This is a genomic window from Pseudomonas endophytica (genome assembly GCF_001411475.1).
GTDB classification, from domain to species: domain Bacteria; phylum Pseudomonadota; class Gammaproteobacteria; order Pseudomonadales; family Pseudomonadaceae; genus Aquipseudomonas; species Aquipseudomonas endophytica.
In genome coordinates this window covers 1-26,697 of record NZ_LLWH01000199.1, presented here as the reverse complement: position 1 = coordinate 26,697, position 26,697 = coordinate 1, and the positions used below count along the sequence as shown (strand labels likewise).

23 protein-coding genes and 2 pseudogenes are annotated in these 26,697 nt (G+C 56.5%); 13 read left to right on the top strand and 12 right to left on the bottom strand.

Going from position 1 to position 26,697, the window contains the following annotated elements; all coding sequences use genetic code 11:
- The 8 genes from AQS70_RS18235 to AQS70_RS18200 all read left to right on the top strand — a co-directional run.
- A partial coding sequence (locus AQS70_RS18235) for a proton-translocating transhydrogenase family protein (protein WP_162233914.1) occupies positions 1-203 on the top strand: 203 nt, incomplete at its 5' end.
- A complete protein-coding gene (locus tag AQS70_RS18230; protein WP_055104148.1) occupies positions 200-1,636 on the top strand; it encodes an NAD(P)(+) transhydrogenase (Re/Si-specific) subunit beta in 1,437 nt (478 codons plus the stop codon). The genes AQS70_RS18235 and AQS70_RS18230, both read left to right, overlap by 4 nt.
- Before the next feature lie 180 nt (positions 1,637-1,816).
- Positions 1,817-3,307, top strand: a complete 1,491-nt coding sequence (locus tag AQS70_RS18225) for an acetyl-CoA hydrolase/transferase family protein (protein WP_055104147.1) — start codon at positions 1,817-1,819, stop codon at positions 3,305-3,307.
- Between the two features lie 317 nt (positions 3,308-3,624).
- Positions 3,625-3,840, top strand: coding sequence for a DUF1127 domain-containing protein (locus AQS70_RS18220; protein ID WP_055104146.1), 216 nt, complete (start codon positions 3,625-3,627; stop codon positions 3,838-3,840).
- Positions 3,841-4,139: 299 nt separating this feature from the next.
- Positions 4,140-4,457, top strand: a complete 318-nt coding sequence (locus AQS70_RS18215; protein WP_055104145.1) for a DUF2388 domain-containing protein — start codon at positions 4,140-4,142, stop codon at positions 4,455-4,457.
- 199 nt (positions 4,458-4,656) lie between these two features.
- Positions 4,657-4,950, top strand: a complete 294-nt coding sequence (locus AQS70_RS18210; RefSeq protein ID WP_055104144.1) for a DUF2388 domain-containing protein — start codon at positions 4,657-4,659, stop codon at positions 4,948-4,950.
- A 26-nt stretch (positions 4,951-4,976) separates the two neighbouring features.
- Positions 4,977-5,297: a DUF2388 domain-containing protein gene (locus AQS70_RS18205; RefSeq protein WP_055104143.1), complete on the top strand. Its 321-nt coding sequence runs from the start codon at positions 4,977-4,979 to the stop codon at positions 5,295-5,297.
- On the top strand, positions 5,294-7,255 hold the full coding sequence (locus AQS70_RS18200) for an Lnb N-terminal periplasmic domain-containing protein (protein ID WP_055104142.1): 1,962 nt from the start codon (positions 5,294-5,296) through the stop codon (positions 7,253-7,255). Before AQS70_RS18205 ends, AQS70_RS18200 begins: the two co-directional genes overlap by 4 nt.
- Positions 7,256-7,353: 98 nt before the next feature.
- On the opposite strand, the gene AQS70_RS18195 is transcribed toward AQS70_RS18200, so the two are convergent.
- The 7 genes and pseudogenes from AQS70_RS18195 to AQS70_RS18165 form a co-directional block, all read right to left on the bottom strand.
- The gene (locus tag AQS70_RS18195; RefSeq protein ID WP_055104141.1) at positions 7,354-8,229 is read right to left on the bottom strand and encodes a response regulator; all 876 of its coding nucleotides are present in this window, start codon (positions 8,227-8,229) and stop codon (positions 7,354-7,356) included.
- A gap of 134 nt (positions 8,230-8,363) precedes the next feature.
- The gene (gene phoU / locus AQS70_RS18190; protein WP_055104140.1) at positions 8,364-9,125 is read right to left on the bottom strand and encodes a phosphate signaling complex protein PhoU; all 762 of its coding nucleotides are present in this window, start codon (positions 9,123-9,125) and stop codon (positions 8,364-8,366) included.
- A 104-nt stretch (positions 9,126-9,229) separates the two neighbouring features.
- Positions 9,230-10,063: a phosphate ABC transporter ATP-binding protein PstB gene (gene pstB, locus AQS70_RS18185; RefSeq protein ID WP_055104139.1), complete on the bottom strand. Its 834-nt coding sequence runs from the start codon at positions 10,061-10,063 to the stop codon at positions 9,230-9,232.
- 78 nt (positions 10,064-10,141) lie between these two features.
- Complete coding sequence (gene pstA, locus AQS70_RS18180) at positions 10,142-11,812, bottom strand: phosphate ABC transporter permease PstA (protein WP_055104138.1); 1,671 nt, start codon at positions 11,810-11,812, stop codon at positions 10,142-10,144.
- Between the two features lie 15 nt (positions 11,813-11,827).
- Positions 11,828-14,112, bottom strand: a pseudogene (locus tag AQS70_RS18175) (ABC transporter permease subunit).
- 197 nt (positions 14,113-14,309) lie between these two features.
- The gene (locus tag AQS70_RS18170) at positions 14,310-15,296 is read right to left on the bottom strand and encodes a phosphate ABC transporter substrate-binding protein PstS family protein (RefSeq protein WP_055104136.1); all 987 of its coding nucleotides are present in this window, start codon (positions 15,294-15,296) and stop codon (positions 14,310-14,312) included.
- Positions 15,297-15,460: 164 nt separating this feature from the next.
- Positions 15,461-16,637: pseudogene (locus AQS70_RS18165) on the bottom strand (MFS transporter).
- A 374-nt stretch (positions 16,638-17,011) separates the two neighbouring features.
- On the opposite strand from AQS70_RS18165, the gene AQS70_RS18160 reads away from it, so the two are divergent.
- Positions 17,012-17,413, top strand: a complete 402-nt coding sequence (locus AQS70_RS18160) for an acyl-CoA thioesterase (RefSeq protein WP_048373769.1) — start codon at positions 17,012-17,014, stop codon at positions 17,411-17,413.
- 26 nt (positions 17,414-17,439) lie between these two features.
- Positions 17,440-18,336: a D-hexose-6-phosphate mutarotase gene (locus tag AQS70_RS18155; protein WP_055104135.1), complete on the top strand. Its 897-nt coding sequence runs from the start codon at positions 17,440-17,442 to the stop codon at positions 18,334-18,336.
- 90 nt (positions 18,337-18,426) lie between these two features.
- Here the strand turns inward: AQS70_RS18155 and AQS70_RS18150 are convergent, their stop codons facing one another.
- The 5 genes from AQS70_RS18150 to AQS70_RS18130 form a co-directional block, all read right to left on the bottom strand.
- Positions 18,427-18,963 carry a DUF3299 domain-containing protein gene (locus tag AQS70_RS18150; RefSeq protein ID WP_055104134.1) on the bottom strand — a complete coding sequence of 179 codons (537 nt, stop codon included), beginning with the start codon at positions 18,961-18,963 and terminating at the stop codon, positions 18,427-18,429.
- Between the two features lie 81 nt (positions 18,964-19,044).
- Entirely contained in the window at positions 19,045-19,293 is a 249-nt protein-coding gene (locus AQS70_RS18145) for a GlsB/YeaQ/YmgE family stress response membrane protein (RefSeq protein WP_055104133.1), read from the bottom strand.
- Between the two features lie 104 nt (positions 19,294-19,397).
- Positions 19,398-20,483, bottom strand: a complete 1,086-nt coding sequence (locus AQS70_RS18140) for a 5-(carboxyamino)imidazole ribonucleotide synthase (protein ID WP_055104132.1) — start codon at positions 20,481-20,483, stop codon at positions 19,398-19,400.
- 11 nt (positions 20,484-20,494) lie between these two features.
- Positions 20,495-20,986: a 5-(carboxyamino)imidazole ribonucleotide mutase gene (gene purE / locus AQS70_RS18135; protein ID WP_047279087.1), complete on the bottom strand. Its 492-nt coding sequence runs from the start codon at positions 20,984-20,986 to the stop codon at positions 20,495-20,497.
- 242 nt (positions 20,987-21,228) lie between these two features.
- Positions 21,229-22,146, bottom strand: a complete 918-nt coding sequence (locus AQS70_RS18130; protein WP_055104131.1) for a LysR substrate-binding domain-containing protein — start codon at positions 22,144-22,146, stop codon at positions 21,229-21,231.
- Between the two features lie 180 nt (positions 22,147-22,326).
- On the opposite strand from AQS70_RS18130, the gene aspA reads away from it, so the two are divergent.
- From aspA to AQS70_RS18115, 3 genes are all read left to right on the top strand, one after another.
- Complete coding sequence (gene aspA, locus AQS70_RS18125; RefSeq protein WP_055104149.1) at positions 22,327-23,751, top strand: aspartate ammonia-lyase; 1,425 nt, start codon at positions 22,327-22,329, stop codon at positions 23,749-23,751.
- Between the two features lie 418 nt (positions 23,752-24,169).
- On the top strand, positions 24,170-25,594 hold the full coding sequence (locus AQS70_RS18120; protein WP_055104130.1) for an alanine/glycine:cation symporter family protein: 1,425 nt from the start codon (positions 24,170-24,172) through the stop codon (positions 25,592-25,594).
- A gap of 56 nt (positions 25,595-25,650) precedes the next feature.
- Positions 25,651-26,655, top strand: coding sequence for an asparaginase (locus tag AQS70_RS18115; protein ID WP_055104129.1), 1,005 nt, complete (start codon positions 25,651-25,653; stop codon positions 26,653-26,655).
- The last annotated feature ends 42 nt before the right edge of the window (positions 26,656-26,697 follow it).

Below are 26,697 nucleotides of genomic sequence, written 5' to 3'. Positions count from 1 at the left end.
CCAACGCCATTTCGGCGATTGTGATCGTAGGCGCCATGCTCGCCGCTGCACTGACAGTCACCCCGCTGGGTAAAACCATGGGCACCTTGGCAGTCGCATTGGCCGCTGTGAACGTATTCGGTGGTTTTTTGGTCACCCGGCGCATGCTGGAAATGTTCAAAAAGAAAGCACCTAAAGCTAAAGAAGAGGTGCGCAAGCCATGAGCATGAACCTGGTCACTGTTCTGTATCTGGTTGCATCAATCTGCTTTATCCAGGCACTCAAGGGTCTGTCGCACCCCACCACCTCACGTCGCGGCAACCTGTTCGGCATGCTCGGCATGGGTCTGGCGATCATTACCACGGTCGGCCTGATCTACAAACTGGGCGCAGAGATCGCGACTGCTGGCATCGGCTACGTGATTGTCGGCCTGCTGGTCGGCGGTACGGCTGGCTCGATCATGGCTAAACGCGTCGAAATGACCAAAATGCCTGAACTGGTCGCTTTCATGCACAGCATGATCGGCCTCGCTGCGGTATTTATTGCCATCGCAGCCGTGGTCGAGCCGCAGTCGCTGGGCATCGTCAAACACCTGGGCGACGCCATCCCGGCAGGCAACCGCCTAGAGCTGTTCCTAGGCGCAGCCATTGGTGCAATCACCTTCTCCGGTTCGGTGATCGCCTTCGGCAAGCTCTCGGGTAAATACAAGTTCCGCCTGTTTCAGGGCGCACCGGTACAGTTCACCGGCCAACACAAACTAAACCTAGTGCTGGGCCTGGCTACGCTGGCTCTAGGGATCACCTTTATGTTGACCGGTAACCTCAGCGCGTTCGCACTGATGCTTGCACTGGCGTTCGTATTGGGCGTGCTGATCATCATCCCGATTGGCGGTGCAGATATGCCGGTAGTGGTCTCGATGCTTAACAGTTACTCGGGCTGGGCAGCGGCGGGTATTGGCTTCTCGCTGAACAACTCAATGCTGATCATCGCCGGTTCACTGGTGGGCTCTTCGGGCGCCATCCTGTCTTACATCATGTGCAAAGCCATGAACCGCTCGTTCTTCAACGTGATCCTAGGCGGCTTTGGTGGCGCGGTCGATGCAGGCGGCCCAGCCAGCGCGCAAGAAGCACGCCCGGTCAAATCCGGCTCAGCTGACGACGCCACTTTCTTACTGACCAACGCCGACACCGTCATCATCGTTCCCGGCTACGGCTTGGCCGTAGCTCGAGCGCAACACGCACTCAAAGAGCTAACCGAAAAGCTCACTCACCGCGGCGTGACCGTGAAGTATGCGATCCACCCCGTCGCGGGCCGGATGCCTGGCCACATGAACGTACTACTGGCCGAGGCAGAAGTGCCTTACGACCAAGTGTTCGAAATGGAAGACATCAACTCCGAATTCGGCCAAGCCGATGTGGTACTGGTGCTTGGCGCCAACGACGTCGTCAACCCAGCCGCCAAGAACGACCCTAAATCGCCCATTGCTGGCATGCCGATCCTTGAGGCTTATAAAGCTAAAACCGTCATCGTTAACAAGCGCTCTATGGCCAGCGGCTATGCCGGTCTAGACAACGAACTGTTTTATCTAGACAAAACCATGATGGTCTTCGGTGACGCCAAGAAGGTTATTGAAGATATGGTTAAAGCTGTCGAGTAACATCACGGCCTTGTAACAACCAGAACCCCGGCGCTGCACTGACCGGGGTTTTTTATTTCCCGCCCCGACCCGACCAAAGGCTCTAAATCGGCCTGCGGCATTCGACCATGGTAGCGGGACGTTGCGCTTTGAAAATGAATAGACTGCGCATCTTGCTTCCGTTGCCCGAGATAACAATCCATGTACCGTGAACGTATTCGCCTGAACTCCCTGCACGATAAGGTTATGAGCGCCGAAGAAGCCGCCGCCCTTATCAAAGACGGCATGACTGTCGGCATGAGCGGTTTCACCCGTGCCGGTGAAGCCAAAGCCGTTCCGCAGGCGCTGGCCGAGCGCGCCAAACTTACCCCGCTGAAAATCACCCTGATGACCGGTGCCAGCTTGGGCAACGACCTCGACAAGCAATTGACCGAAGCCGGTGTACTCGCGCGGCGCATGCCGTTTCAAGTCGACAGCACACTGCGCAAAGCGATCAACGCTGGCAAAGTCATGTTCATCGACCAGCATTTATCCGAAACCGTAGAACAACTGCGTAACAAGCAACTCACGCTGCCGGACATAGCCGTCATCGAAGCTGTTGCGATTACCGAGCAAGGCCACATCGTACCCACCACCTCGGTCGGCAACTCGGCCAGTTTCGCGATTTTCGCCAAACACGTGATCGTTGAGATCAACATGGCGCACAATCCGAACCTGGAAGGCTTGCACGACATCTATATCCCGACCTATCGGCCGACCCGTACGCCAATCCCGCTGGTGAAAGTCGACGACCGCATTGGTAGCACTGCCATCCCGATTCCGGCTGAAAAAATCGTCGCTATCGTGATTACCAACAAAGCTGATTCGCCGTCGACCGTCTCCGAACCTGATAGCGAAACAGCCGGCATCGCCTTCCACCTGATCAACTTCCTCAAAAATGAAGTGGATGAAGGCCGTATGACCAACCAGCTCGGCCCACTGCAAGCCGGTATCGGCAACATCGCTAACGCTGTGATGTGCGGCTTGATCGACTCGCCTTTCGAAGACCTGACCATGTACTCCGAAGTACTACAGGACTCAACTTTCGATCTGATCGACGCGGGTAAGATGCGCTTCGCCTCCGGCAGCTCGATCACCCTGTCAGAACGCCGTAACTCCGATGTGTTTGGCAACCTTGAACGTTACAAAGACAAACTCGTGCTGCGCCCGCAAGAGATCTCCAACCACCCAGAAGTGGTTCGCCGCCTAGGCATCATCGGGATCAATACCGCCTTGGAATTCGACATCTACGGCAACGTCAACTCCACCCACGTTTGCGGCACGCGCATGATGAACGGCATCGGCGGATCGGGCGACTTCGCACGTAACGCGCACTTGGCAATCTTCGTGACCAAGTCGATCGCCAAAGCCGGAGCGATCTCCAGCGTTGTGCCGATGGTCAGCCACGTTGACCACACCGAGCATGATGTGGATATCTTGGTAACCGAGCAGGGCCTGGCTGACTTGCGCGGTCTGGCACCGCGCGAACGTGCCCGCGTCATCATCGACAACTGTGTGCATCCAGACTTCCGTGAAGCCTTGAATGACTACTTCACCAAAGCCTGCGCCATCGGAGGCCACACGCCACACATCCTGCGTGAAGCCTTGAGCTGGCACATCAACTTGGAAGAAACCGGAAAAATGCTGCCGTAACACGCGTACTAGACAGCCGCCGAGAAAAACACAGTTGTTCCGGCGGCTTTTTTGGGCAAAAAACAAAAAAACTGTACTGCTGTACTGGTAGTTTCTTGCAGCAATTAGGGTTAAAACGCATGAAAAAGACGAATATCGCACCAACTTGGTGCTCACAGATACAGTTGTGCTCATTTTTGGCCGTACAGCACCTATAAACAGTTAACTGGCCCATCGCAATACAGCTGAACTGTATCTACAGAGTCTGGACGAAGAGGAGGATCATTGGCATCAGTTAAACCACTAGCCAATGCCGCCATAAGCGGAAGGATGCCGTCATGGAACGTACACTCAGTTCCGATCTGTTCAACGAAAGCAACACTGTAAACACTAAGGCTTCCATGCCTCTGCGCGTACTTGCCAACCTGATGTTGTGGCAGCGCCGTATCTCCAGCCGCCATCAATTGGCTCGCTTGGATTCTCGTCTTCTGGCTGATGCCGGTATCAGCGAATCGCAGCGCTACGAAGAGCTGAGCAAGCCGTTCTGGCGCTAATGAGCGCTCGCTGGCCCTGACCCACGGTCCACCGCCAGCATTTGAATTGAACAAACAAAACCCGTCGCGGGTAACCGCGACGGGTTTTGTCGTATTAGAGAGCTGTTTAACAGCACGACTCTTTATACCGATACAGTTTTATAAGGTAGATAAATAGACCAGCACAGTTATGACAAAGCTTGATCCAGAGCACTTAACCTACGCCAACAGGTAAAACATCCTTTGCTGCACAGCGCCCTGCGCCTACTATTCGCCTCATAACCGTCTATTTTTATACGAACCTCTTTTGGAGTATCACCATGCCCACTCTTCGCCTGTTCAGTGCTGCTGCCCTGCTGACTCTTGCTGCTAGTGCCAACGCTTCCAGTTTTCTCGTGACAACTGATGCCATTGTGGGCGCACTGAAAGCGACCTCCGACCTAACGTCCGATGCAACCGGCTCACTGCGTAATAACAAAATCGTGCGCGAAGCCCGTGACGACGCCGCCAGCTTTGTCGCCAGTGAAGGGATCATCCGCGGCGTGAAACTCGAAAGCGCCTTCGATGCCATTCGCCAGCAAGCGCCGCAACTGCAAGCCAGCGACGCCCAACTGGCACAGGCAATCTTGGCGATCTGATCTTCAGATCTCTCGTAAGAGCTGCCGCAGGCTGCGATCTTTTAAAAAACACAAAGATCATTCCCTGCAGCAGCGCCAACACAGCTATTTACCGTTCGCCCTCTTGCTCTCTTAAAGCTTCATGAAGATCTCCGCCGCATGCTGGCTCTGACCCGAGCATTACGCTAGCCTTGGGCCCCGATCACACAGAACGAGACCCATGCGTTTTTCTTTATTAGCCTTGCTAGCTTTCTGCTGGATTCAATCCGCTAACGCCTTCGACACGACCACGCAAAATACGGTGCTCACAGGGTATGTCACCAGTAAAGTGACGTCCGCCCCCTTTGATAACAAAGTCATAGTTGCCGCCCAGGATGACGCTGCTGCCTTTATTGCCAGTGACGGTCAACAGCGAGGTGCTCAGTTAGAATCTGCCTTGCGCTATCTGCGCCAGACCCAGCCAAAATTGAATGCCTCCGATCTTGAACTGGCACAAGCAATTCTCGTCCAATAAATACCCGCGTTTTCTGGAGATGTTTCATGCGTAGCCCTTTAGTTGTCGCCACCCTTGGTCTGTTGCTGATCGCCGATATGGCGCAGGCACAGACCGTTGTGCAGACCAGTAACATCATCGTGCGCGCGTTTGGTCGCTCTATCGACTTCACATCAGACACCACCACTTCTATCCGCGACTCCAAAGTAGTCCGTGCGGCCCATGATGACGCAGCCACATTCGTCGCAACCGATGGCTCAATTCGCGGCGTTCAATTGGAGTCTGCCTTCAACACCCTGCGCGACCGCTTACCTGAAGCGCGCAACGCCAGTGACCACGACCTCGCCGAAGCTATCCTCGTACTGTGAAGTCACTGACTGGCTGGCTTGCGGCATGTGCCCTTGCGCTTTTGGGCAGCAACGTACACGCGGCACTGCACCTGAAGCTCAAAACACAAGGTCTGACACCTGCCGAGCAGCAAGCGAGCCAAGCGTTACTCGATGAGGCCATGCAAAAGCTCCCACCGCGCTTTATTGAGCAGTTGGATCGCCAGATTGAGGTCGGCTGGAGCAATGACATGCCCAGCAACGCCTATGGCCAAGCCACATTGGTGTCTGAGCTGGACCTGAATCGCAACCTGCTGGCCAGCTTGACCGATGGTTCGGCAGCGACCCAAAAAACCAATCGCCCCCACGGCACCGTGCGCCAGGAAATGCTCGCCACCGTCTTGCACGAGCTGACCCACCTCTATGACCGCGCCCGCCTCTGGCACGCACCCGAGCGTGTGCTTATTCAGCGCTGCACTCGGCAAAATAGCAGCACGGGGCTGATTGGGCTGCCTGACTCATGCCGCGGCCAAACCGAACGCCGCTTCACGTTCAGCGACGACCCGCGGCTGCTCGACTTAGCAGGTTGGCAGCAATACGTGGGCCGCCGTGGTGAGCGCGAGCAAGACAACCATCAGGTCGTGCGCAGCCCGGATCTGTACGAAGTCACCAACCCCAAAGAGTTCGTCGCGGTCAACATGGAGTACTTTCTCCTCGACCCTGCTTATGCCTGTCGGCGGCCGGCGCTGTACCGCTATTACACAGAGCATTTCGGTTGGGCCCCCGCCGCCAAAGACGAGTGCCCTAAAGGCTTCCCCTTTCTGAATGCGGGCAACGACTTTGCCAAGCAGCCGCTCGGCACCGTTGACCCCGAGCGCGTGTATGCCGTCGACTATCTGCTGGCCGAAGCCAATCAGGAATGGGCCAGCCGTTGGGGCCACAGCATGTTGCGCTTGGTGATTTGTGCACCCGGTCGTCCACGCGGCCCCGATTGCCGACTCGACCTGCAAGAACACTTGGTGCTGTCCTATCGGGCTTTTGTTAACGACGTGCAGCTGTCAAGTTGGGACGGCCTGACCGGCGCCTATCCTTCGCGGCTATTTGTGTTACCGCTGGCTCAAGTCATCGACGAATACACCAAGACCGAATTGCGCAGCCTTGCCTCGGTGCCACTCAACCTGAGCCGCCCGGAAATCGAAGAGATGGTCGAGCATGCAGCCGAAATGCACTGGAGCTACGACGGCGACTACTACTTTGTGTCCAACAACTGCGCCGTCGAAACGCTGAAACTGCTGCGCAGCGGCAGCAATAACGCCCACCTCAAAGGCTTGGACAGCATCGTCCCCAATGGCCTGCTTGACGTACTCAAGGCCCGCGGCTTAGCCGATACCAGCGTACTGGATGACCCTCGTGAGGCCCTGCGACTGGGCTACCGGTTTGACTCTTACCGCGACCGCTATCAAGCCATGTTCGATGTGTTAAAAACCCGGCTACCGATCAAGCAGACCAGAGTTGAGGACTGGATGGCCCTGGATGCCGACCAACGCCGCCCGTGGTTTGAACAGGCAGACTTGCGCACCAGCGCAGCGCTGTTACTGCTCGAACAAGCAAGCTTCCGTCGTCAATTACTGTTAGCGCAGGACGAAGTTAAACAAAAGTATTTGGGCGCGCGCGGCCTCACAGATGGCGGCATGGACAAAGCCAACAAAACCCTGCAAGAGATCCTCGCCAGCAGCGGATTTCTCAGCCGCCCAGCCGAACTCTTGGGCAGCAGCGGCTATGGCCTGCCTCAAACCCAAGAGTGGGCAATGCTTGAATCTGAAAGCAGCCAGCGCCAGCAACAGTTACTGCGCCTGACCGGCGATTTAGACAAAGAAGTGCGCAGCCTGCTCGAACCAGCCCGTGCAGCAGAGATCGCCGCCACTGAAGACAACGTCAAACAGATCGGCGAACACCTGCGCGCTATTCATAAAGCCGCAGGCGGCCTGCAACTCCCGTAGGAGCTGCCGCAGGCTGCGATCTTTTGATCTTAAAAGATCGCAGCCGTCGTGCCTCGGCAGCTCCTAGGGGATCGTTTAGTCACGCCGTCCCGTCTGTCTTAGGCCCCCGGCACAAAGTGCTTTTGCGCCGTACCGCGTGCAATCAGCCGCGACAGGTAATTGAGCTTTTCGGCATCCTGATCAACAAACCGAAAGGTCAGTTGCAACCAGTCGCTGTCAGCTTTGGGCTCGTAGGCGACGATGGCATGCAGGTAACCATTCAAGCGGGCCACTTCAGCGCGCTCGCCTTGCTCAAGATCCAACACCGCACTGGCAAGTATCTGCGGCAAAACCTCGCTACGCCGAACCACCAGCAACGCCTCCTTGAGGCTTAGCGCTTTAATCACGCACGGCTGATTCCCCGTAGACAATCGTAATTGACCTTGACCGCGCCCTGTCAGTGTCTGATTAGACGCTTGAGCCACTGACACCGGTCGGCTCGCAGCGCTTGGCGTGACCACTTGCGCCTTGCCGCCCGTCAGCGCATTCAACGAATCATTCATCACGCCCGTGCTGGCACGGCTTGGGGCGCTGGCCATCACCGCATCAAGTAAACCGGCCTTGGTGAATGCCTTTTTCACTTTGCTCAGCAATTGCTCGTTGGTGAACGGCTTGCTAACAAAGTCTGAAACTCCAGCCTGAATCGCCTGCACCACGTTTTCTTTATCGCCACGGCTGGTGACCATAATGAAAGGCAGCGCTTTCAGACGGTCCTGCTCACGGCACCACGTCAGCAGTTCGAGGCCGGACATCTCCGGCATTTCCCAATCACACAGCACGAGGTCAAACGATTCACGGGTCAGCAGCGCTTGGGCTTTGCGACCGTTGATCGCGTCTTCGATACTGATGCCAGGAAAATAGTTACGCAGGCAGTTTTTAACCAGATCGCGGATAAACGACGCGTCATCCACCACTAACACACTGACCTTGCTCATCGACAGCTCCTTTAGAATCCTGACAACCTTGCGCCAAATAGTGGCCAATTGCCAAGACCGATCAGCACCTTAGCTCTAAACACCGAAAACAAAAACGCCCAGCAATGAGCCAGGCGTTTTGGTAGCGGGCAATCCTATTTATCGTCAGCTTGCGACTCAACATTAGCGTTATCGCCCGCCGTGCCTTCAACTTCTTCACGCATGCGCTTGAGGCCCATGTGCCGCACGTCTGTGCCACGCACTAAATAAATTACCAATTCAGAGATATTGCGCGCGTGGTCGCCGATACGCTCCAGCGAACGCAGCACCCAGATGATGCTCAGCACTCGTGAAATAGAACGCGGGTCTTCCATCATGTAGGTGGCCAGCTCACGCAACGCGGTTTTGTACTCGCGGTCGATCGTCTTGTCATACTGCGCCACCGACAACGCCAGATCAGCGTCAAACCGCGCAAAGGCGTCCAATGCATCGCGCACCATGTTGCGAACTTGGTCGCCGATGTGACGCACTTCGACATAGCCTCGCGGCGCTTCGCCTTCTTCACACAGCTGTATCGCCCGGCGAGCGATCTTGGTCGCTTCATCACCGATACGCTCCAGATCAATCACCGACTTGGAAATGCTGATGATCAAGCGCAAGTCAGAGGCGGCGGGTTGACGACGGGCCAAAATACGCAGGCATTCTTCATCAATGTTGCGCTCCATCTGATTGATCTGTTCGTCGATCTCGCGCACTTGCTGAGCCAACCCGGAGTCAGCCTCGATCAACGCGGTAACCGCGTCGTTGACCTGCTTTTCAACCAGCCCGCCCATCGCCAGCAAGTGGCTGCGTACTTCTTCGAGCTCCGCGTTAAATTGCGCGGAAATGTGATGGGTGAGGCCATCCTTTGAAATCATGGGTTTGCTCCGCAAAAGCTATGAGCTGCAAGCTGCAAGCTCTGTGTGTCGTTGCACCAATCTGCTTTTTCTTGACGCTTGAAGCTAACGGCTTGCAGCTGCTACTAACCATATCGCCCAGTAATGTAGTCTTCTGTCTGCTTTTTAGCCGGATTGGTGAACAGGGTATCGGTATCACCGTACTCAATCATTTTGCCCATGTACATAAACGCGGTGTAATCCGAAACCCGGGCCGCCTGTTGCATGTTGTGGGTCACGATGACGATGGTGAACTTGGCTTTGAGTTCGTAGATCAGTTCTTCGACTTTCAACGTCGAAATCGGATCAAGGGCCGAGCACGGCTCATCGAGCAGCAACACCTCGGGTTCAACCGCGATAGTACGGGCGATCACCAAACGCTGTTGCTGGCCACCGGACAAGCCCAGTGCCGACTCATGCAGACGGTCTTTGACCTCGTCCCACAAAGCAGCCCCTTTAAGCGCCCACTCAACCGCTTCGTCGAGCACACGTTTCTTTTTGATGCCTTGAATACGCAGGCCGTACACCACGTTTTCGTAGATGGTTTTTGGGAACGGGTTAGGTTTCTGAAACACCATGCCGACGCGGCGGCGTAACTCAGCAACGTCTTCGCCTTTGCGGTAAATGTTGTTCCCGTACAGATTAATCTCGCCTTCGACACGGCAGCCATCGACCAGATCGTTCATGCGATTGAACGTGCGCAGCAACGTGGACTTACCGCAGCCAGATGGGCCGATAAACGCAGTGACACGCTGCTTCGGAATATTCAGGCAAACATCGAAGAGTGCTTGTTTTTCGCCGTAATACAGATTCAGGCCCGGCACTTCAATAGCAACCGCTTCGTCAGCCAAACTCCGGCTCTGTTTGCTGCGACCCAAGGCCGACATGTTAATGCCGTGGGTTGAGGAATCATGCTGCATGGGTTGCTCCATACGCTAAACATTCGTTTTGATCGAGGTTTCGCCTGTAGGAGCGAGCTTGCTCCTACAGGTCGTGAATCAGCCATCTAACGCCTTGTACTTCTCACGCAGATGGTTGCGGATCCACACCGCCGACAAGTTAAGGGTCGCGATCACCAGCACCAGCAGCAACGCGGTGGCGTATACCAGCGGGCGGGCGGCTTCAACGTTAGGGCTTTGGAAGCCAACGTCATAAATATGGAAGCCCAAGTGCATGATCTTCTGATCAAGGTGCAAGTAAGGGTAGTTGCCATCCAGCGGCAACGAAGGCGCCAGCTTAACCACGCCCACCAGCATCAACGGCGCGACCTCACCTGCCGCACGGGCGACGGCCAGAATCAGGCCGGTCATCATGGCTGGGCTGGCCATCGGCAATACAATCTTCCATAACGTCTCGGCTTTGGTCGCGCCCAGTGCCAGCGAGCCCTCGCGAATGGTCCGCGGGATACGCGCCAGCCCTTCTTCGGTGGCCACAATCACTACCGGCACCGCCAGCAACGCCAAGGTCAATGACGCCCACAGCAGGCCCGGCGTACCAAAGGTTGGCGCAGGTAAGGCTTCAGCAAAGAACAACCGGTCAACCGAGCCACCCAACACGTACACAAAGAAGCCCAGACCAAACACCCCGTATACAATCGCCGGCACCCCCGCGAGGTTGTTAACCGCGATTCGGATCACCCGGGTCAGAGTGTTTTGCTTGGCATATTCACGCAGGTAGACCGCCGCCAGCACACCGAACGGGGTCACGATCACGGCCATGATCAAGGTCATCATCACCGTGCCGAAAATCGCCGGGAAGATCCCGCCTTCGGTGTTAGCTTCACGCGGGTCTTGGCTCAGAAACTCCCAGATGTTGGCGAAGTACATGCCCAGCTTCTGCCAGCTGTTCATCGCGTTTGGCTGGTAAACCTTCACCACTTTGCTGATGTTGATTTCCAACTCTTTGCCATTGGCATCACGGGCCGTGAGGCTGTCGCGGTTGAGTTGTGCATGCAAGTCAGCCAGACGATTTTCAATAGCTTTGTAGCGCGCGTTCAGCTCGGCACGCCCAGCGTCCAGATCCGCTTGTGCCGCGGCATCCAAGTTGCCCGCCATCTCCAACTTGCGCTCGTGCAGACGAATACGCTCTAGCCCTGCGTTGATCGCACCGATGTCTTTCTTCTCCAACTGGGTAAGTTGCGCGCCCAACTCGTTAACGCGTTTGACGCGAGCCCTTAGCTCGGGCCAGGCGGCATCGCCTTCGGCCACCACGCGACCGTTTTCTTTCACGCTCACCAAGTAGCCGTAGAAGTTACCCCACTCGCGCCGCTCAATCGCCATCAGTTCGGCAGGTGTGGTTTCGCCGGTCAACCATTCCCCTACCACCCAGGTAAAGTCGTTGCCGTTCAGGTCACGGTTGCCCACCTTGATCAGCTCACGGGTCATAAACTCCGGGCCTTGATCTTGCACCGGCAGGCCCGCGCTTTTCAGGCGCTCACGCGGCACCTCTTCCTTTTGCACCACTTCGCCGATCACTCGATGATTGGCGCTGCCTGGTACGTCGTAGTGTGCGTAGATCAGGTCCGAAGGCCAAAAGTGGCCCAGACCGCGAACAGCGATAACCAACAACAGGCCGATGGTCATGATGACCGCAATGGACACTGCGCCACCGCTGATCCAAACGCCGGGAGCGCCGCTCTTGAACCAGCCTTTGAGGGAGTTCTGCTTCACAGACTTCTACCTTCCTTAAAGCGACGAATATTTCTTGCGCAGACGCTGACGAATCAGCTCGGCGAATGTGTTCATGACGAAGGTGAACATCAGTAGCACTAGCGCTGACAGGAACAGCACACGGTAATGACTGCCACCCACCTCCGACTCTGGCATCTCTACTGCGACGTTCGCCGCCAAGGTGCGCAAGCCTTCGAACAGGTTCAGCTCCATGACCGGCGTGTTACCCGTCGCCATCAACACAATCATGGTTTCGCCAACCGCACGGCCCATACCGATCATCAGTGCCGAGAAGATCCCAGGGCTGGCGGTGAGGATGACAACACGCGTCATGGTTTGCCACGGCGTGGCACCCAGCGCCAGCGAGCCCAATGTCAGGCCGCGAGGGACGCTGAACACGGCGTCTTCAGCAATCGAGTAGATATTCGGGATAACCGCAAAGCCCATCGCCAACCCCACCACCAACGCATTTCGCTGATCGTAGGTAATGCCCAGATCATGGGAGATCCACAGGCGCATATCGCCACCGAAAAACCAGGCTTCCATGTACGGGCTCATGTACAGCGAAACCCCGCAGACCAATAGCACCACAGGGATCAAGATCACGGTTTCCCAGCCATCCGGCACTCGCAGACGGATGGATTCAGGCAACCGACTCCAAGCAAAGCCCGCCATCAGAATGCCGATGGGCATCAGCATCAACAGGCTAAAAATCCCCGGTAAATGACCTTCAACATACGGCGCCAAGAACAGCCCCGCGAAGAAACCCAGAATCACCGTCGGCATTGCCTCCATCAGCTCGATCACCGGTTTAACCTTGCGGCGCAGGCTCGGGGCCATGAAGTAGGCGGTGTAGATCGCTGCTGCAACGGCCAGCGGTGCCGCCAGCAGCATGGCGTAGAATGCCGCCTTCAACGTACCGAAGGTCAATGGCGCAAGGCTCATCTTTGGTTCGAAGTCGGTATTGGCGGCCGTCGACTGCCATACGTAGTTAGGCGCGTCGTAGTTCTCGTACCAGACCTTGCTCCACAGCGCGCTCCAGGACACCTCCGGGTGCGGGTTCTTTAAGGTCAAAGGGCGTAACTGACCGCCCTCTTCCACGATGATGCGATTAGCCCGCGGCGACAGGGCCATGATGCCCGGGCCTTCAGCAATCTTTTGCACCAGTAAAGTACGATGCGCAGTGCTGTGGAAAACGCCAATCTCGCCCGCGGCATCTAAGGCCAAGAACCCTTTACGACGCTGCTCAGCGGTGATTTCAACAATCGGAGACGTGCCCATTTGGAAGCTACGGATGTGCTTGAAGCGCGGTTCCCCATCGGGGTCACGTGCCATAAACCACTGGCTAAGCCCCCCCTTCGAATCACCGAAAATCAATGAAATACCGCCAACTAACTGCGAGCTAGCGGTAATTTCGGTGTTGGCGTTTTCCAGCAGTTTGTAACGCCCATTCAAGCTCTTATCGCGCAAGCTAAAGACGTCAGCCTGAGCACGGCCATTCACCACGTACAGCCACTGCTGACGAGGGTCGACATACAAGGCTTTAACCTTCTCGGTCATCTGCGGGAGATCAATGCGGCTTTCAGACTGGGTCACCTCGCCAGTCATCGGGTTCTCTTCTTTGGTCATCGAGACCACGTTCAGCTGCGAGCCTGTCGAACCGGCCAGCACCACGGTTGAATCGTTCACGCTGATGTTCACGTGATCCAACGCACGACCTTGCTGATCCAGCGTGATCGGCGCCTCCCCATACGGGTACTCAATGGCCGGGGTGATGGTCTTTTTGCCATCCGGGTAACTGACCTTGTAGGTATGACGGAACACCAGCGCCTGGCCGTTCGACAGGCCCAATGCCACGACCGGGCTGCCGGGCTGATCTTCACCGAGCGAGGTCACGTGCGTGCCATCAGGCAGAGGCAGGTTGAGTCGCGACAGTTCAGTGCCATCTTTGACGCTAAAGAACATCACCATGCCCTTGTCGGACACGCGCATACCGACCTGATTTTGTTCCTCAATCGAGAGCATCAGAGGTTTGCCAGCGTCCTGCATCCACACCGGCGTGATCGCCGATTTTGGCGTCAGATCTGCCCCCTGAAACAGCGGGTACACCACATAGCCCAGAAAGAAGAAAATCAGCGTGATCGCGCCGAGCACCGCAAGGCCGCCAATAAACACATACCAGCGGGTGAGATGATCTTTGAGCGCACGAATGCGACGTTTACGTTTCAGTTCAGGCGTATTGAAATCAATGCGCTTGGGAGCGGATGTCGAAGTCATTCGGAATTAGCCAGATCATTCATGCGCACACCCTAGCGGGCCTGTATGACAAAAAGATGACAAATCAGTGACGCAAAAAACCGCTGACCAGCGGACCTGGTAGCGGAACGAAAATGCGGTGAAACCTAGGTCACTACCGCAAGCTACGATGAAGCCCTTAGGGCTTCAAGGCAACGGATTGCACCGTAACCTCATCGCAGCCTGCTGCATAGTAGAAGGCTTAATTGCCTTCTTTCAGACCCAAGTCAGCCAAGGCTTTGGCAGCCACTTTAGCGGGCAATGGGATGTAGCCGTCTTTCACGACCACCTCCTGCCCTTGCTTGGACAGCACCAGCTTGATGAACTCAGCCTCCAAGGGGTTTAGCGGCTTGTTAGGGGCCTTGTTCACGTACACATAGAGGAAGCGCGACAGCGGGTACTTGCCGCTCAGTGCGTTTTCTTCAGTGTCTTCAATGAAGTCCGTGCTGCCTTTTTTGGCCAACGCGACCGTTTTCACGCTAGCGGTTTTGTAACCAATACCCGAATAGCCGATGCCATTTAGCGAAGAACTGATGGACTGCACAACCGACGCCGAGCCAGGTTGTTCATTCACGTTTGGCTTGTAGTCACCTTTGCACAGGGCCTCTTCTTTGAAGTAGCCATACGTGCCGGATACCGAGTTACGGCCAAACAGCTGAACGGGCTTGTTCGCCAAGTCGCCCTGAACGCCCAAGTCACCCCAAGTTTTTACATCTGCTTTAGCGCCGCACAAGCGAGTCGACGAGAAAATAGCGTCAACTTGCTCCATGGTCAGGTGCTGGATCGGGTTGTCCTTGTGCACAAACACCGCCAAAGCATCCACAGCCACCGGCACTGCGGTTGGCTTGTAACCGTACTTCTGCTCAAAGGCAGCCAGTTCGGTGTCTTTCATCTTGCGGCTCATCGGGCCCAGGTTGGAGGTGCCCTCAGTCAGCGCAGGCGGCGCAGTGGCGGAGCCTGCGGCTTGGATCTGAATGTTTACGTTTGGGTATTCCTTCTTGTAAGCCTCGGCCCACAACGTCATCAGGTTTGCCAGAGTGTCAGAACCAACGCTGGACAGGTTGCCCGACACACCGGTGGTCTTGGTGTAAGCCGCAATCGTCGGATCGACACCCGTCGCCACTGCGTTAGCAGCCGCAACGCCAGCAGCCACAAAAGTCAGGGCCGCCATCACACGCTTCAGTTTCATGCCTTACTCCTAGCAAACCGGTTAGATGAATCGGGGCCAGTATCAGCAGGCCGGATGAACACTCTATGAACCGATTGTGACAATTAGATGAAATGCCATCATTGGGCCATAAATGATGGCATTCAGGGAGAATGCTGAAAGGCGTGGCGCTTAAACGGCGATTATCAGCGCCCTTTCTTCCACAGATAAGCGCCTACTAGCAGCCCCATCAGACAAATAATCGCGACGTAGTACGCCGGGCCCATTTGGCTTTCTTTCAGCAACAAGGTCACCGCCATGGGCGTTAGGCCGCCGAAGATGGCGTAGGCCAAGTTGTACGAGAACGATAAGCCGCTAAACCGCACCACCGCCGGGAACGCTTTGACCATGACGTAGGGCACTGCGCCAATGACGCCTACGAACAAACCGCTCAAGGCGTACAGCCCAAACAGCCAATCCGGGTGCTGCAACAGGCTGTGGTAGAAGGTCCAAGTGGTGATCAGCAACGCTGCGCACCCCACAACAAAGACTCGGCCCGCACCAAAGCGGTCAGCCAAGGCGCCCGACGCGATACAGCCCAAGCTCAGAAAGACGATGGCCAAGCTGTTGGCTTGCAGTGACGTGGTGGCCGAGAAGCCGTACACGGTTTGCAGTACGGTCGGGGTCATTAAGATGACGACGATGATCCCGGCAGACAGCAGCCAAGTCAGCAGCATTGAGATCAGAATGGCTGCGCGATGGTCACGCAGTACGGTTTTAAGTGGCACTTCTTCGGCCAACGCCTTGCGCTGTTGCAGTTCGGCAAACACTGGAGTCTCGTGCAGCCAGCGGCGCAGGTACACCGCAAACAAACCAAACACACCGCCCAACAGAAAAGGTATACGCCATGCGAAGTCCAACACCTCAACCGGGGTGTAGATCGAGTTACGCCCCCGGCACTTCACCCCCAATCGCAGCCCCCGTAATGACGCGCATCAGCAGCAACAGAATCGGCGCCCACAGACCGATTTGCTCGTAGGTCGGCAACAAGCCCATGATCAAGGTCGGTACGGCCATCATAAAGATGCTCAAAGTGAACATCTTTTTGCGGCCCAGCAGATCACCGAAGTGCGCCATGACGATGCCACCCAAAGGCCGCGCCAAATAACCCGCAGCAAAAATGCCGAAGGTTTGCATCAGCCGTAGCCACTCGGGCATGTCAGCCGGGAAAAACAGTTTGCCCACGACCGTGGCAAAGAATACAAAGATGATGAAGTCGTAAAACTCCAGCGCCCCACCTAAAGCGGACAGCGATAGCGTTTTGAGATCATTGCGAGTTAACGGACGTGAAGGCGGTGCAGCACTGGAAGGCTCAGTGATCATGGGGTATGACTTCTCTTATTGGGTACGGCGAAAGCTGCGTCTACGCCAACAGGGGCTTGGCAGGTCTTGAAAGATAACAAATTGTTTGCAAAAGCACAGAGCTAGACGCACGGCATGCTTAAAAAGCAGAATCAGGAGGTCGTCGGGCGGACGATGGCCCGATATACTCGCAGGCCGTAGAAACATTCGGAAACCACTAAGGTTGCTGTGCGAAAGCGCCCGCTGAGCGTTTGCCAGCCGATTTCGCAGAGTTTCCCTTGGCGCGCCTTATGAAGAACGTGACGAACGTAGTATGTTCGGGCTGAATCGTTTTTCTTTAGACGCTTATTCACCCGCAGTACAGATGATGAATCACGGGTCAGAGGCCCTTCGGCATGATAGAGCTCGAACAAGAAGATCCAATTCCACAAGGCGATCTGGCCTTGCAAATCACCGCGTTGCCACGCGAAACCAATGGTTTCGGCGATATTTTTGGTGGCTGGCTAGTCTCACAAATGGACCTCGCGGGCACGGCAATGGCCAGCAAGGTTGCAGGCGGCCGCGTGGCCACCGTTGCCATTGATCGCATGGCGTTTCTGGTGCCTGTGGCCGTCGGTGCGCAGCTATCGTTCTATACCCAAGCGCTGGAAATCGGTCGTAGCTCGATCCAGATGATGGTTGAGGTCTGGAGCGACGACCCACTGTCCAGCGAATGGCGCAAGGTTACCGAAGCGGTGTTCGTGTTTGTTGCCATTGATGGCAGCGGCCGCACCCGTTCCGTTCCGCCACGCCGTTAATCCGCGCCCTTAATAGAGAGCTAGCCATGCACCACATCGAGTCTGTCACCTTGGGCGAACTGGAGTGCTGGCACTTTCAGCATGGCCAGGCCCAACTATTGGTCGCCAAACAAGGCGCGCAAGTGCTGAGCTACCAAGTTGGCGATGAGCCACCCATTATCTGGCTCAATGACAAAGCCCAGTTCAAACAGGGTCATCCTATTCGTGCAGGCATCCCGGTGTGCTGGCCGTGGTTTGGCAATTTCGCGCGCAACCCGGACAGCGTGCAGACTATGCGCGATAGCGGTGAGCCCGCCACAGCCCACGGCTTGGTACGCACCTTGGAGTGGGAGCTACTGGAGCTTGATGATGCAGGCGAAGCGCTACACATTGAGTTGGGCTTGCCACACCTTGAAGGCGGCCTCCCTGGCTGGCCACATGATGTAGCGTTGACGCTGAGATTACGTCTCGACACGCAACTGCATATCAGCCTGACCAGCCACAACCGCGGCCCTGTCCCCGTCACCATTAGCCAAGCACTGCACAGCTATTTTGCGGTGAGTGATGTGCGTAATGTCCAGGTAGAGGGCGTTGCCGGGCTTACCTACATTGAAACTCTCGAAGACTGGAAACGCGTCCAGCAGGTCGGCAACTTGACCTTCAGCGGTGAAACCGACCGTATCTACCTCAATGCCCCGCCCGTGTTGAGCATTGTCGATACCGACTGGAAGCGCAGCATTCAGTTAACCAGTAAAGGCTCGCGCTCGGCGGTGATCTGGAACCCGTGGATCGACAAAGCCGCCACCCTCGATGACATGGCCTCAGACGGTTGGCAACGCATGCTGTGCATCGAAACCGCCAACGTCATGGACGACATCATCACCTTGACGCCAGGCGCTAGCCACACCATGGGCGTGAGCATCAGCAGCCAAAAACTGGCCTGAACCGTAGGAGCTGCCGAGGAACGACGGCTGCGATCTTTTTGAACGTCAAAAGATCGCAGCCTGCGGCAGCTCCTACAGTCCAGTCAGCTATTACAAATCCGACTCAACCACCACCCGTACCTTGCTGGCCTCCAGCGCATACGCGGCATCCGCCAAATCGTTGCTAACGTTCTCTACTTTCAGCGTACCCATCACCCACAGCGGCGTGTAGATGTCGTCCAGCTTCAATCCTTTTGGATAGCGCACCAGTACCAATTGGTTCGGTGGCGGCGGTGGCACATGAATGCAAGCCCCAGGGTAAGGCACCAGGAAAAACAGCGTGCTGCGGCCCTTGGCATCCGTTTCCAAAGGCACGGGATAACCGCCCAAACGGATATTTTTACCATTCATGCTGCTGACGGTTTTGTTGGAATACATAACGGCTGGCAAGCCTTTACTTTGTTTCAAGCCACCCTTCTCGGTAAACGTACCTTGGGCTTCAGGCGAGTCGTGGTCGATTTCGGGCATTGCTTCGAGGGCTTTTTGATCCGACTTGGGCATTAACTCCAGCCAGTCGGTTTCGGGCAGTTCTGCCGCGTGTACCAGGCCGCAGCCCAGCAAAAGAAAGGTCAATAGAAGGCGGCGCATTTGAAGGCTCAATCAAAGAGAAATGAAGACGTCGCGCATTCTAGCCCTCTCTGCGATCAGCGCAGAGAGGGCCACACGCGATCAGCTCTTTTTCTTTATTAGGCCGAAGACCACCAACAGAATGATGGCGCCGATTACTGCACCGATAAAGCCAGCACCTTCGCCCGCCCTGTAGATGCCCAACGCTTGTCCACCATAGGTCGCGACGAGTGAGCCAGCGATACCCAGAATGATGGTCATGATCCAGCCCATGCTGTCATCACCCGGCTTCAGGAAGCGAGCCAACAGGCCAACGATCAAGCCGATAAGAATGGTTCCGATGATGCCCATGCATGCGTCCTCTCATTAGATGGCGTTAACCAAAGCCTAGTCAGCACTTTGGAATCACGCCATCAGAGAGCAACAGCCACACAATGGTTCCATCGACCGCAGGCTTATGCCTCGTCGATTAGCGCCTCAACGCGCAGGATCTGCGCTTGCAACGTGGCCATATCAGCACAACGCAGGTTGGCATGGCCCACTTTGCGGCCCGCTTTGAAGGCTTTGCCGTAGTGATGCAAATGGCAGTTGGCAATTGCAATCACCTTCTCAACCGGCGGTACGCGGCCGATAAAGTTGAGCATTGCACTCTCGCCCACCTTCGCCGTCGAACCCAGCGGTAGGCCAGCAATGGCGCGCACGTGGTTTTCGAACTGGCTGCACTCAGCGCCTTCAGTGGTCCAGTGCCCAGAGTTATGCACACGTGGAGCGATTTCGTTGGCTTTAAGACCGCCGTCGACTTCAAAAAACTCGAAGGCCATGACGCCCACGTAATCTAGGTGCTTGAGCACACGGCTGGAGTAATCCTCGGCCAAGGCTTGCAGAGGATGATCAGTACTGGCCACCGACAGCTTGAGAATGCCGCTGTCGTGGGTGTTGTGCACCAACGGGTAAAACTGTGTTTCGCCATCACGACCGCGTACAGCGATCAGCGACACTTCACCCGTGAACGGCACAAAACCTTCTAGTAGACAGGCCACACTGCCCAACTCGGCAAACGTACCTTCCACATCGGCGGCTGTACGTAAGACTTTTTGACCCTTGCCGTCATATCCCAAGGTGCGGGTTTTGAGTACGGCAGGCAGACCGATGCTGGCGACCGCGGCGTCCAGATCCGCTTGGGACTGAATGTCAGCGAATGCCGGGGTCGGAATACCCAAGTCTTTGAACATGCTTTTTTCGAACCAGCGGTCACGCGCAATGCGCAGCGCATCGGCACTCGGGTAAACCGGAACGAATTGCGACAGGAACGCCACGGTTTCAGCCGGGACGCTTTCAAACTCAAATGTCACCAGATCTACTTCGTCAGCCAACTGACGCAGATGAGCCTGATCACCATAGTCCGCACGAATATGCTCGCCTAAAGCTGCGGCGCAGGCATCTGGTGCCGGATCTAGGAAAGCGAAGTTCATGCCCAGCGGAGTCCCCGCCAGAGCCAGCATGCGACCCAACTGGCCGCCACCGATTACACCGATTTTCATCGTCAAAAACCTCAGGCCAGGCGCGGGTCTGGATTGTCCAGCACGCTGTCAGTCTGCTCAGCACGGAATGCTTTCAATACGGTATGGAACTGCGGGTGCTTGGCGCCCAAAATGCTCGCCGACAACAGCGCAGCGTTAATCGCGCCCGCTTTACCGATGGCGAGTGTGGCAACCGGAATGCCAGCGGGCATTTGCACAATCGACAGCAGCGAATCAACGCCAGACAGCATCGACGACTGCACCGGCACACCGAGTACCGGCAAATGGGTTTTAGCGGCACACATGCCTGGCAAGTGGGCTGCGCCACCGGCACCGGCAATAATGACCTCGATCCCGCGGCCTTCGGCCTCTTCGGCATACTGGAACAGCAAATCCGGAGTACGGTGGGCAGAAACCACTTTAACTTCGTAAGGAATGCCGAGTTTTTCCAGCATATCGGCGGTGTGGCTCAGGGTGGACCAATCGGACTTGGAGCCCATGATCACGCCTACCAGTGCACTCATCGTCGCGCCTCTTCTCTTGGGCGCCCGCAGGCGCGTCAAAAAACAACAAGCCACGTGGAGGATCCGACGTGGCTTGTTATAGAAATTTAGACCGGTCGAGCCGGCCGAAGGCCGCGCAGTATACCGAAAATGCTGAACAAAACGCACATTCCCCGACCATCTGTCTTTTACCGTAATAACTGCCTCAAAGGCCCGGTTTTACTGACTTTAAGGTCAATACTCGGAAATCACCTCAGCACCGTTCATACAGAGCCGGTAGCCGGTGTTATCGGATTCTCCAACTTACGCCACAGCAGCCTTACGTTGGCCTTGCGTACCAACGCACAGCGATACAGGCGAATCTCCAGCGGCACGTGCCATTGCGGCCCGCCGCATACCACCAACTCGCCACGGGCTAGCTCCGCCCGCACACTGAGTTGCGGCACCCAAGCAATGCCCAGCCCTTCAAGCGCCATACTTTTAAGGCTATCGGCCATGGCCGTTTCATAAATCGTGGTAGAGCGCAGGGCCCGCTGACGCAGCAGCAAGTTCACCGAGCGCCCGAGAAACGCACCGGCGCTGTAGGCCAGCAACGGCACGCTGCCTTCGCCCTCCAGATCAAACAGCGGCTTGCCGTCTGCATCGGCGGCACACACCGGCAACATTTCGGTATTGCCCAAATGCAGCGACGGAAAAATCTCCGGGTCCATCTGCAACGCCGCATCAGGGTCGTAAAAAGCCAGCATCAGATCGCAGCCCCCTTCGCGCAAGGCATGTACCGCGTCTCCGACGTTAGTCGCAACCAGCCGCGTGGCGATGTTCAGCCCTTCGTTGCGCAGTTGTGCGATCCAACGCGGGAAAAAGCCCAACGCCAAGGAGTGTGCTGCGGCCACTTGCATGACCTCGCCCTGCCCACCTTCGAGATGATGCAAGTGCCGCAATACTTCACCCAGTTGTTCAACCACCGTACGCGCCGTGACCAAAAAGAGTTGGCCGGCCGCAGTCAACTCTACCGGGGTGCGGGAACGATTCACCAATGTCAGCCCCAACGCCGCTTCAAGGCTGCGAATACGTCGGCTGAAAGCGGGTTGGGTCACAAACCGACGCTCAGCCGCCTGAGAAAAACTGCGCGTGGCAGCCAAGGCACTGAAGTCCTCTAACCATTTACTTTCGAGATTCATCGAGTCCTCCCGGACGCGCACCAAATTGGGTCACACGTTCGACGCGGCCTTCGCGTCACGTCGGCATTATGCCGTTTCTGCATAGGATAGTGTTTAAAGGCATTGGCCCAAAATAGTCCGCAAGCCTAGGATTTGCAGCGTTCCGGCCCAGACCGGGTTCTTATCGAGATGATTTTTATCATGTCCACTGCTGCATCATTCCGCACAGAAAACGACCTGCTTGGCGCCCTCGAAGTACCGGCTCAAGCGTACTACGGCATCCAAACCCTACGAGCGGTGAACAACTTCCGTCTCTCCGGTGTTCCGATTTCGCACTACCCAAAACTGGTTGTCGGTCTGGCAATGGTCAAACAGGCCGCTGCAGACGCCAACCGTGAACTGGGTCATCTGAGCGCAGCCAAGCACGCCGCCATCAGCGAAGCCTGTGCACGTTTGATCCGCGGTGATTTCCACGAAGAGTTCGTGGTCGACATGATTCAAGGTGGCGCCGGTACGTCCACCAACATGAACGCCAACGAAGTGATCGCCAACATTGCGCTCGAAGCAATGGGTCACGAAAAAGGCGAGTATCAATACCTGCACCCGAACGACGACGTCAACATGGCGCAGTCGACCAACGATGCTTACCCAACCGCCATCCGTCTGGGTCTACTGCTGGGTCACGACGCGCTGCTGGCCAGCCTCGATAGCCTGATTCAGGCATTCGCGGCTAAGGGTGAAGAATTCAACCACGTCCTGAAGATGGGCCGTACCCAGCTGCAAGACGCCGTACCGATGACCTTGGGTCAAGAATTCCGTGCTTTCGCTACCACCATGGGCGAAGACTTGGCGCGTCTGAAGACGCTGGCCCCGGAACTGCTGACTGAAGTGAACCTGGGCGGCACCGCGATCGGCACCGGTATCAACGCTGACCCGCGCTATCAAGCGCTGGCTGTAGAGCGTCTGGCGCTGATCAGCGGTCAACCGCTGGTTCCTGCCGCTGACTTGATCGAAGCCACCTCCGACATGGGCGCATTCGTGCTGTTCTCCGGCATGCTCAAGCGCACCGCGGTTAAGCTGTCGAAGATCTGCAACGACCTGCGTTTGCTGTCCAGCGGCCCACGCACCGGCATCAACGAAATCAACCTGCCAGCGCGTCAACCGGGCAGCTCGATCATGCCTGGCAAGGTCAACCCGGTTATCCCAGAAGCCGTTAACCAAGTGGCGTTCCAAGTCATCGGTAACGACCTGGCGCTGACCATGGCAGCCGAAGGCGGCCAACTGCAACTGAACGTGATGGAGCCGCTGATCGCTTTCAAGATCCTCGACTCGATCCGCCTGCTGCAACGCGCCATGGACATGCTGCGCGAGCACTGCATCGTCGGCATCACCGCCAACGAAGCACGCTGCCGTGAACTGGTTGAACACTCGATCGGCCTGGTCACCGCACTGAACCCATACATCGGCTACAAAAACTCCACCCGCATCGCCCGTATCGCACTTGAAACCGGTCGTGGCGTGCTGGAACTGGTACGTGAAGAAGGCTTGCTCGACGACGCCATGCTCGACGACATCCTGCGTCCAGAAAACATGATTGCCCCGCGTTTGGTGCCACTTAAGGCCTAACGTCGTAACACCCGCTCTAGATTTGATGCTCACCAGGTCGAGGGACTAGACACCTCTCACCTTTTGAGGGCTTGCAGACAAGTCTGCAAGCCCTTTTTTTGCCTGAAATTTGGGCACCTAGTCCATGTGTAGAAACGGCCGAACGCTAGAGCAGCTCGCTATTTCAGACGGCTAACACATGAAAATTCAGTCACTTATAGAGACGCTTCCTACACTCATAGGTATAGTGCCGCCCCTCTTCCCGTGCGTGTGCCCTGCAACAGCGGCCATCGGCAGTGCGGAAACAGCATCGTAAACCAAGCAGCAACATGGCCAGGATCCCTTCGATTTCCCAGCTTTATGCCCTGACTTGACGGGCGTAATGCATGGCTCCGATCCGGCCGTTTTGCCAATAGATAAAAACAGCGAGGAATAATCCATGCTAGAAGTCATCAATGACTTCCTCTCAGGGAAAGTACTAATCGTGCTCATGGTTGGGCTCGGTGGCTACTTTACGATCCGCTCGCGTTTCGTTCAGCTGCGTTACTTCCTGCACATGTTTGCCGTGTTTAAAGACAGCTTGCGCAGCAGCGCCGGCCAACTCAGCTCGTTTCAAGCGCTGATGCTGAGCCTCGCTGGCCGTGTAGGCGCGGGCAATATTGCCGGTGTCGGCATTGCCGTAACCCTGGGTGGCCCCGGTGCCGTGTTCTGGATGTGGGTAACCGCACTCGTCGGTATGTCCAGCAGCCTGATCGAGTGTTCACTGGGTCAGCTCTACAAACGCCGCGACAGCGAAGGCCAACTGCGCGGTGGCCCATCCTTTTATATGAAGTACGGCCTGGGCAAAATCTGGATGGGCAAGTTGATGGCCGTCCTGCTGCTGATCACCTTCGGCTTTGCCTTCATGGGCCTGCAAGCGCACGCCGTAACCCACTCGCTGGAAAACGCCTTCGGCTTTGACGTCAATTACACCGGCGTCATCATTGCCGTGCTGTTGGGCTTGGTCTTCATCGGCGGTATTAAACGAATTGCCTCGGTCGCAGACTTGCTGGTTCCGGTCAAAACCTTGGCGTACATCGCCGTTACGGTTTACGTGATCGTGCTGCAATTCGACCAAGTACCGGCCATGCTCGGCCACATCGTCAAAAGTGCCTTCGGCATGGACCCGGTGTTTGGCGGCATGATCGGCAGCGCCATTGTGATGGGCGTCAAACGCGGCGTATTCGCCAACGAAGCCGGTTTGGGCAGCGCCCCGAACGTGGCCGCCGTGGCTGACGTGGACCACCCGATCGCGCAAGGCGTGGTTCAGGCGTTCAGCGTGTTCCTCGACACCTTTGTGATCTGCACCTGCACGGCGTTGCTGATTCTGCTGTCCGGCTTCTATACCCCAGGGTTTGAAGGCGACGGCATTGCCCTCACGCAAAACTCTCTGGCCGCCGTTGTCGGCGAATGGGGCCGTATCTTCATCAGCGTAGCGCTGGCGTTGTTCGTGTTCACCTCGATGCTTTACAACTACTATCTGGGCGAAAACAGCCTGCGCTTTCTATTCGGTGAGACACGCAAAACACTGATGGGTTATCGCGCTTTGGTGCTGGTATTGGTTGTGTGGGGCTCGATTGAAAACCTGCAAACCGTCTTTGCCTTCGCTGACATCGCGATGACCTTGCTGGCTTTCGTGAACCTTGTCGCTCTGGCGATGCTGTTCAAGATTTGCATGCGCGTGCTCAAAGACTACGATGACCAACGCAAAGCGGGGATCAAAGTACCGGTTTTCGATTCCAGTAAATTCCCAGATCTGAATTTGGACTTGAAAGCTTGGCCGCCGCTACCACCGACCGCCAAAACCGAAGACACAAAACGCTAATATCAACGCGGCGGTTCTGACAGAACCGCCGCGTTTTTGCTTATGGGGACTCCTGAATGACTGCAGCCACTCTTCACCTCGCCCAGCGCGTCATGGTGCTCTACACCGGCGGCACCATCGGCATGCAAGCCAGCGCCAGCGGCCTTGCACCTGCATCCGGCTTTGAAGCACGCATGCGCGACTTTCTGGCCAGCCAACCGCACGTACACATACCGCAATGGCGCTTTCGTGAAATGAGCCCGCTGATCGACAGCGCCAACATGACACCCGCCTACTGGCTGCATTTGCGGACGGCGATTATCGAAGCCGTTGAGCAGGACGGCTGCGATTCGGTGCTTGTACTGCATGGCACCGACACGCTGGCCTACAGCGCTGCGGCCATGTGCTTTCAACTGCTGGGCTTAAAGGCACCGGTTCTGTTCACCGGGTCGATGCTGCCTGCGGGTGTGCCCGACAGCGATGCCTGGCCAAACGTCAGCGGCGCCTTGAGCGCACTTGCCCAAGGCCAGCCCTACGGCGTGCAGTTGTACTTTCACGACGAACTGCTGGACCCGACCCACTGCGCCAAAGTGCGCAGCTTTGGCCGCAACCCGTTTGTGGCGCTCAAGCGTAACGGCGGCGGTACTAAAGCCCAGACCCTGCCCAGCGCGCTGACGTATCAACATCCCAAGGAAGAGGCCAATGTTGGCGTGCTGCCGCTGGTGCCGGGTATCGGCGCAGATCAGCTTGATGCCGTGCTCAACAGCGGCATTCAAGCTCTCGTGCTTGAGTGCTTCGGCAGCGGGACCGGCCCCAGCGACAACCCGGCGTTCTTGGCAAGCCTGCAACGGGCGTACGACAAGGGCATCGTGGTAGTCGCAATCACCCAATGCCACGAAGGCGGTGTGGAGTTAGACGTGTACGAAGCCGGAAGTCGCTTGCGTGGCGTTGGCGTGCTGTCGGGTGGCGGCATGACCCGCGAGGCCGCGTTTGGCAAGCTGCATGCTCTGTTGGGCGCGGGCCTGCCGTTCGATGACGTGCGCCGCTTGGTCGAATTAGATCTGTGTGGCGAATTGGCTTAACGGCTCGGCACACAACTTGCTCGCTTCCTGTGTCCCCACGCA

Bases quoted from the DNA above. Each gene is read 5' to 3' on its own strand.
- AQS70_RS18230 (WP_055104148.1), top strand. From the start codon at position 200: ATGAGCATGAACCTGGTCACTGTTCTGTATCTGGTTGCATCAATCTGC.
- AQS70_RS18225 (WP_055104147.1), top strand. From the start codon at position 1,817: ATGTACCGTGAACGTATTCGCCTGAACTCCCTGCACGATAAGGTTATG.
- AQS70_RS18220 (WP_055104146.1), top strand. From the start codon at position 3,625: ATGGAACGTACACTCAGTTCCGATCTGTTCAACGAAAGCAACACTGTA.
- AQS70_RS18215 (WP_055104145.1), top strand. From the start codon at position 4,140: ATGCCCACTCTTCGCCTGTTCAGTGCTGCTGCCCTGCTGACTCTTGCT.
- AQS70_RS18210 (WP_055104144.1), top strand. From the start codon at position 4,657: ATGCGTTTTTCTTTATTAGCCTTGCTAGCTTTCTGCTGGATTCAATCC.
- AQS70_RS18205 (WP_055104143.1), top strand. From the start codon at position 4,977: ATGCGTAGCCCTTTAGTTGTCGCCACCCTTGGTCTGTTGCTGATCGCC.
- AQS70_RS18195 (WP_055104141.1), bottom strand. From the start codon at position 8,229: ATGAGCAAGGTCAGTGTGTTAGTGGTGGATGACGCGTCGTTTATCCGC.
- phoU (WP_055104140.1), bottom strand. From the start codon at position 9,125: ATGATTTCAAAGGATGGCCTCACCCATCACATTTCCGCGCAATTTAAC.
- pstB (WP_055104139.1), bottom strand. From the start codon at position 10,063: ATGCAGCATGATTCCTCAACCCACGGCATTAACATGTCGGCCTTGGGT.
- AQS70_RS18170 (WP_055104136.1), bottom strand. From the start codon at position 15,296: ATGAAACTGAAGCGTGTGATGGCGGCCCTGACTTTTGTGGCTGCTGGC.
- AQS70_RS18160 (WP_048373769.1), top strand. From the start codon at position 17,012: ATGATAGAGCTCGAACAAGAAGATCCAATTCCACAAGGCGATCTGGCC.
- AQS70_RS18155 (WP_055104135.1), top strand. From the start codon at position 17,440: ATGCACCACATCGAGTCTGTCACCTTGGGCGAACTGGAGTGCTGGCAC.
- AQS70_RS18150 (WP_055104134.1), bottom strand. From the start codon at position 18,963: ATGCGCCGCCTTCTATTGACCTTTCTTTTGCTGGGCTGCGGCCTGGTA.
- AQS70_RS18145 (WP_055104133.1), bottom strand. From the start codon at position 19,293: ATGGGCATCATCGGAACCATTCTTATCGGCTTGATCGTTGGCCTGTTG.
- AQS70_RS18140 (WP_055104132.1), bottom strand. From the start codon at position 20,483: ATGAAAATCGGTGTAATCGGTGGCGGCCAGTTGGGTCGCATGCTGGCT.
- purE (WP_047279087.1), bottom strand. From the start codon at position 20,986: ATGAGTGCACTGGTAGGCGTGATCATGGGCTCCAAGTCCGATTGGTCC.
- AQS70_RS18130 (WP_055104131.1), bottom strand. From the start codon at position 22,146: ATGAATCTCGAAAGTAAATGGTTAGAGGACTTCAGTGCCTTGGCTGCC.
- aspA (WP_055104149.1), top strand. From the start codon at position 22,327: ATGTCCACTGCTGCATCATTCCGCACAGAAAACGACCTGCTTGGCGCC.
- AQS70_RS18120 (WP_055104130.1), top strand. From the start codon at position 24,170: ATGCTAGAAGTCATCAATGACTTCCTCTCAGGGAAAGTACTAATCGTG.
- AQS70_RS18115 (WP_055104129.1), top strand. From the start codon at position 25,651: ATGACTGCAGCCACTCTTCACCTCGCCCAGCGCGTCATGGTGCTCTAC.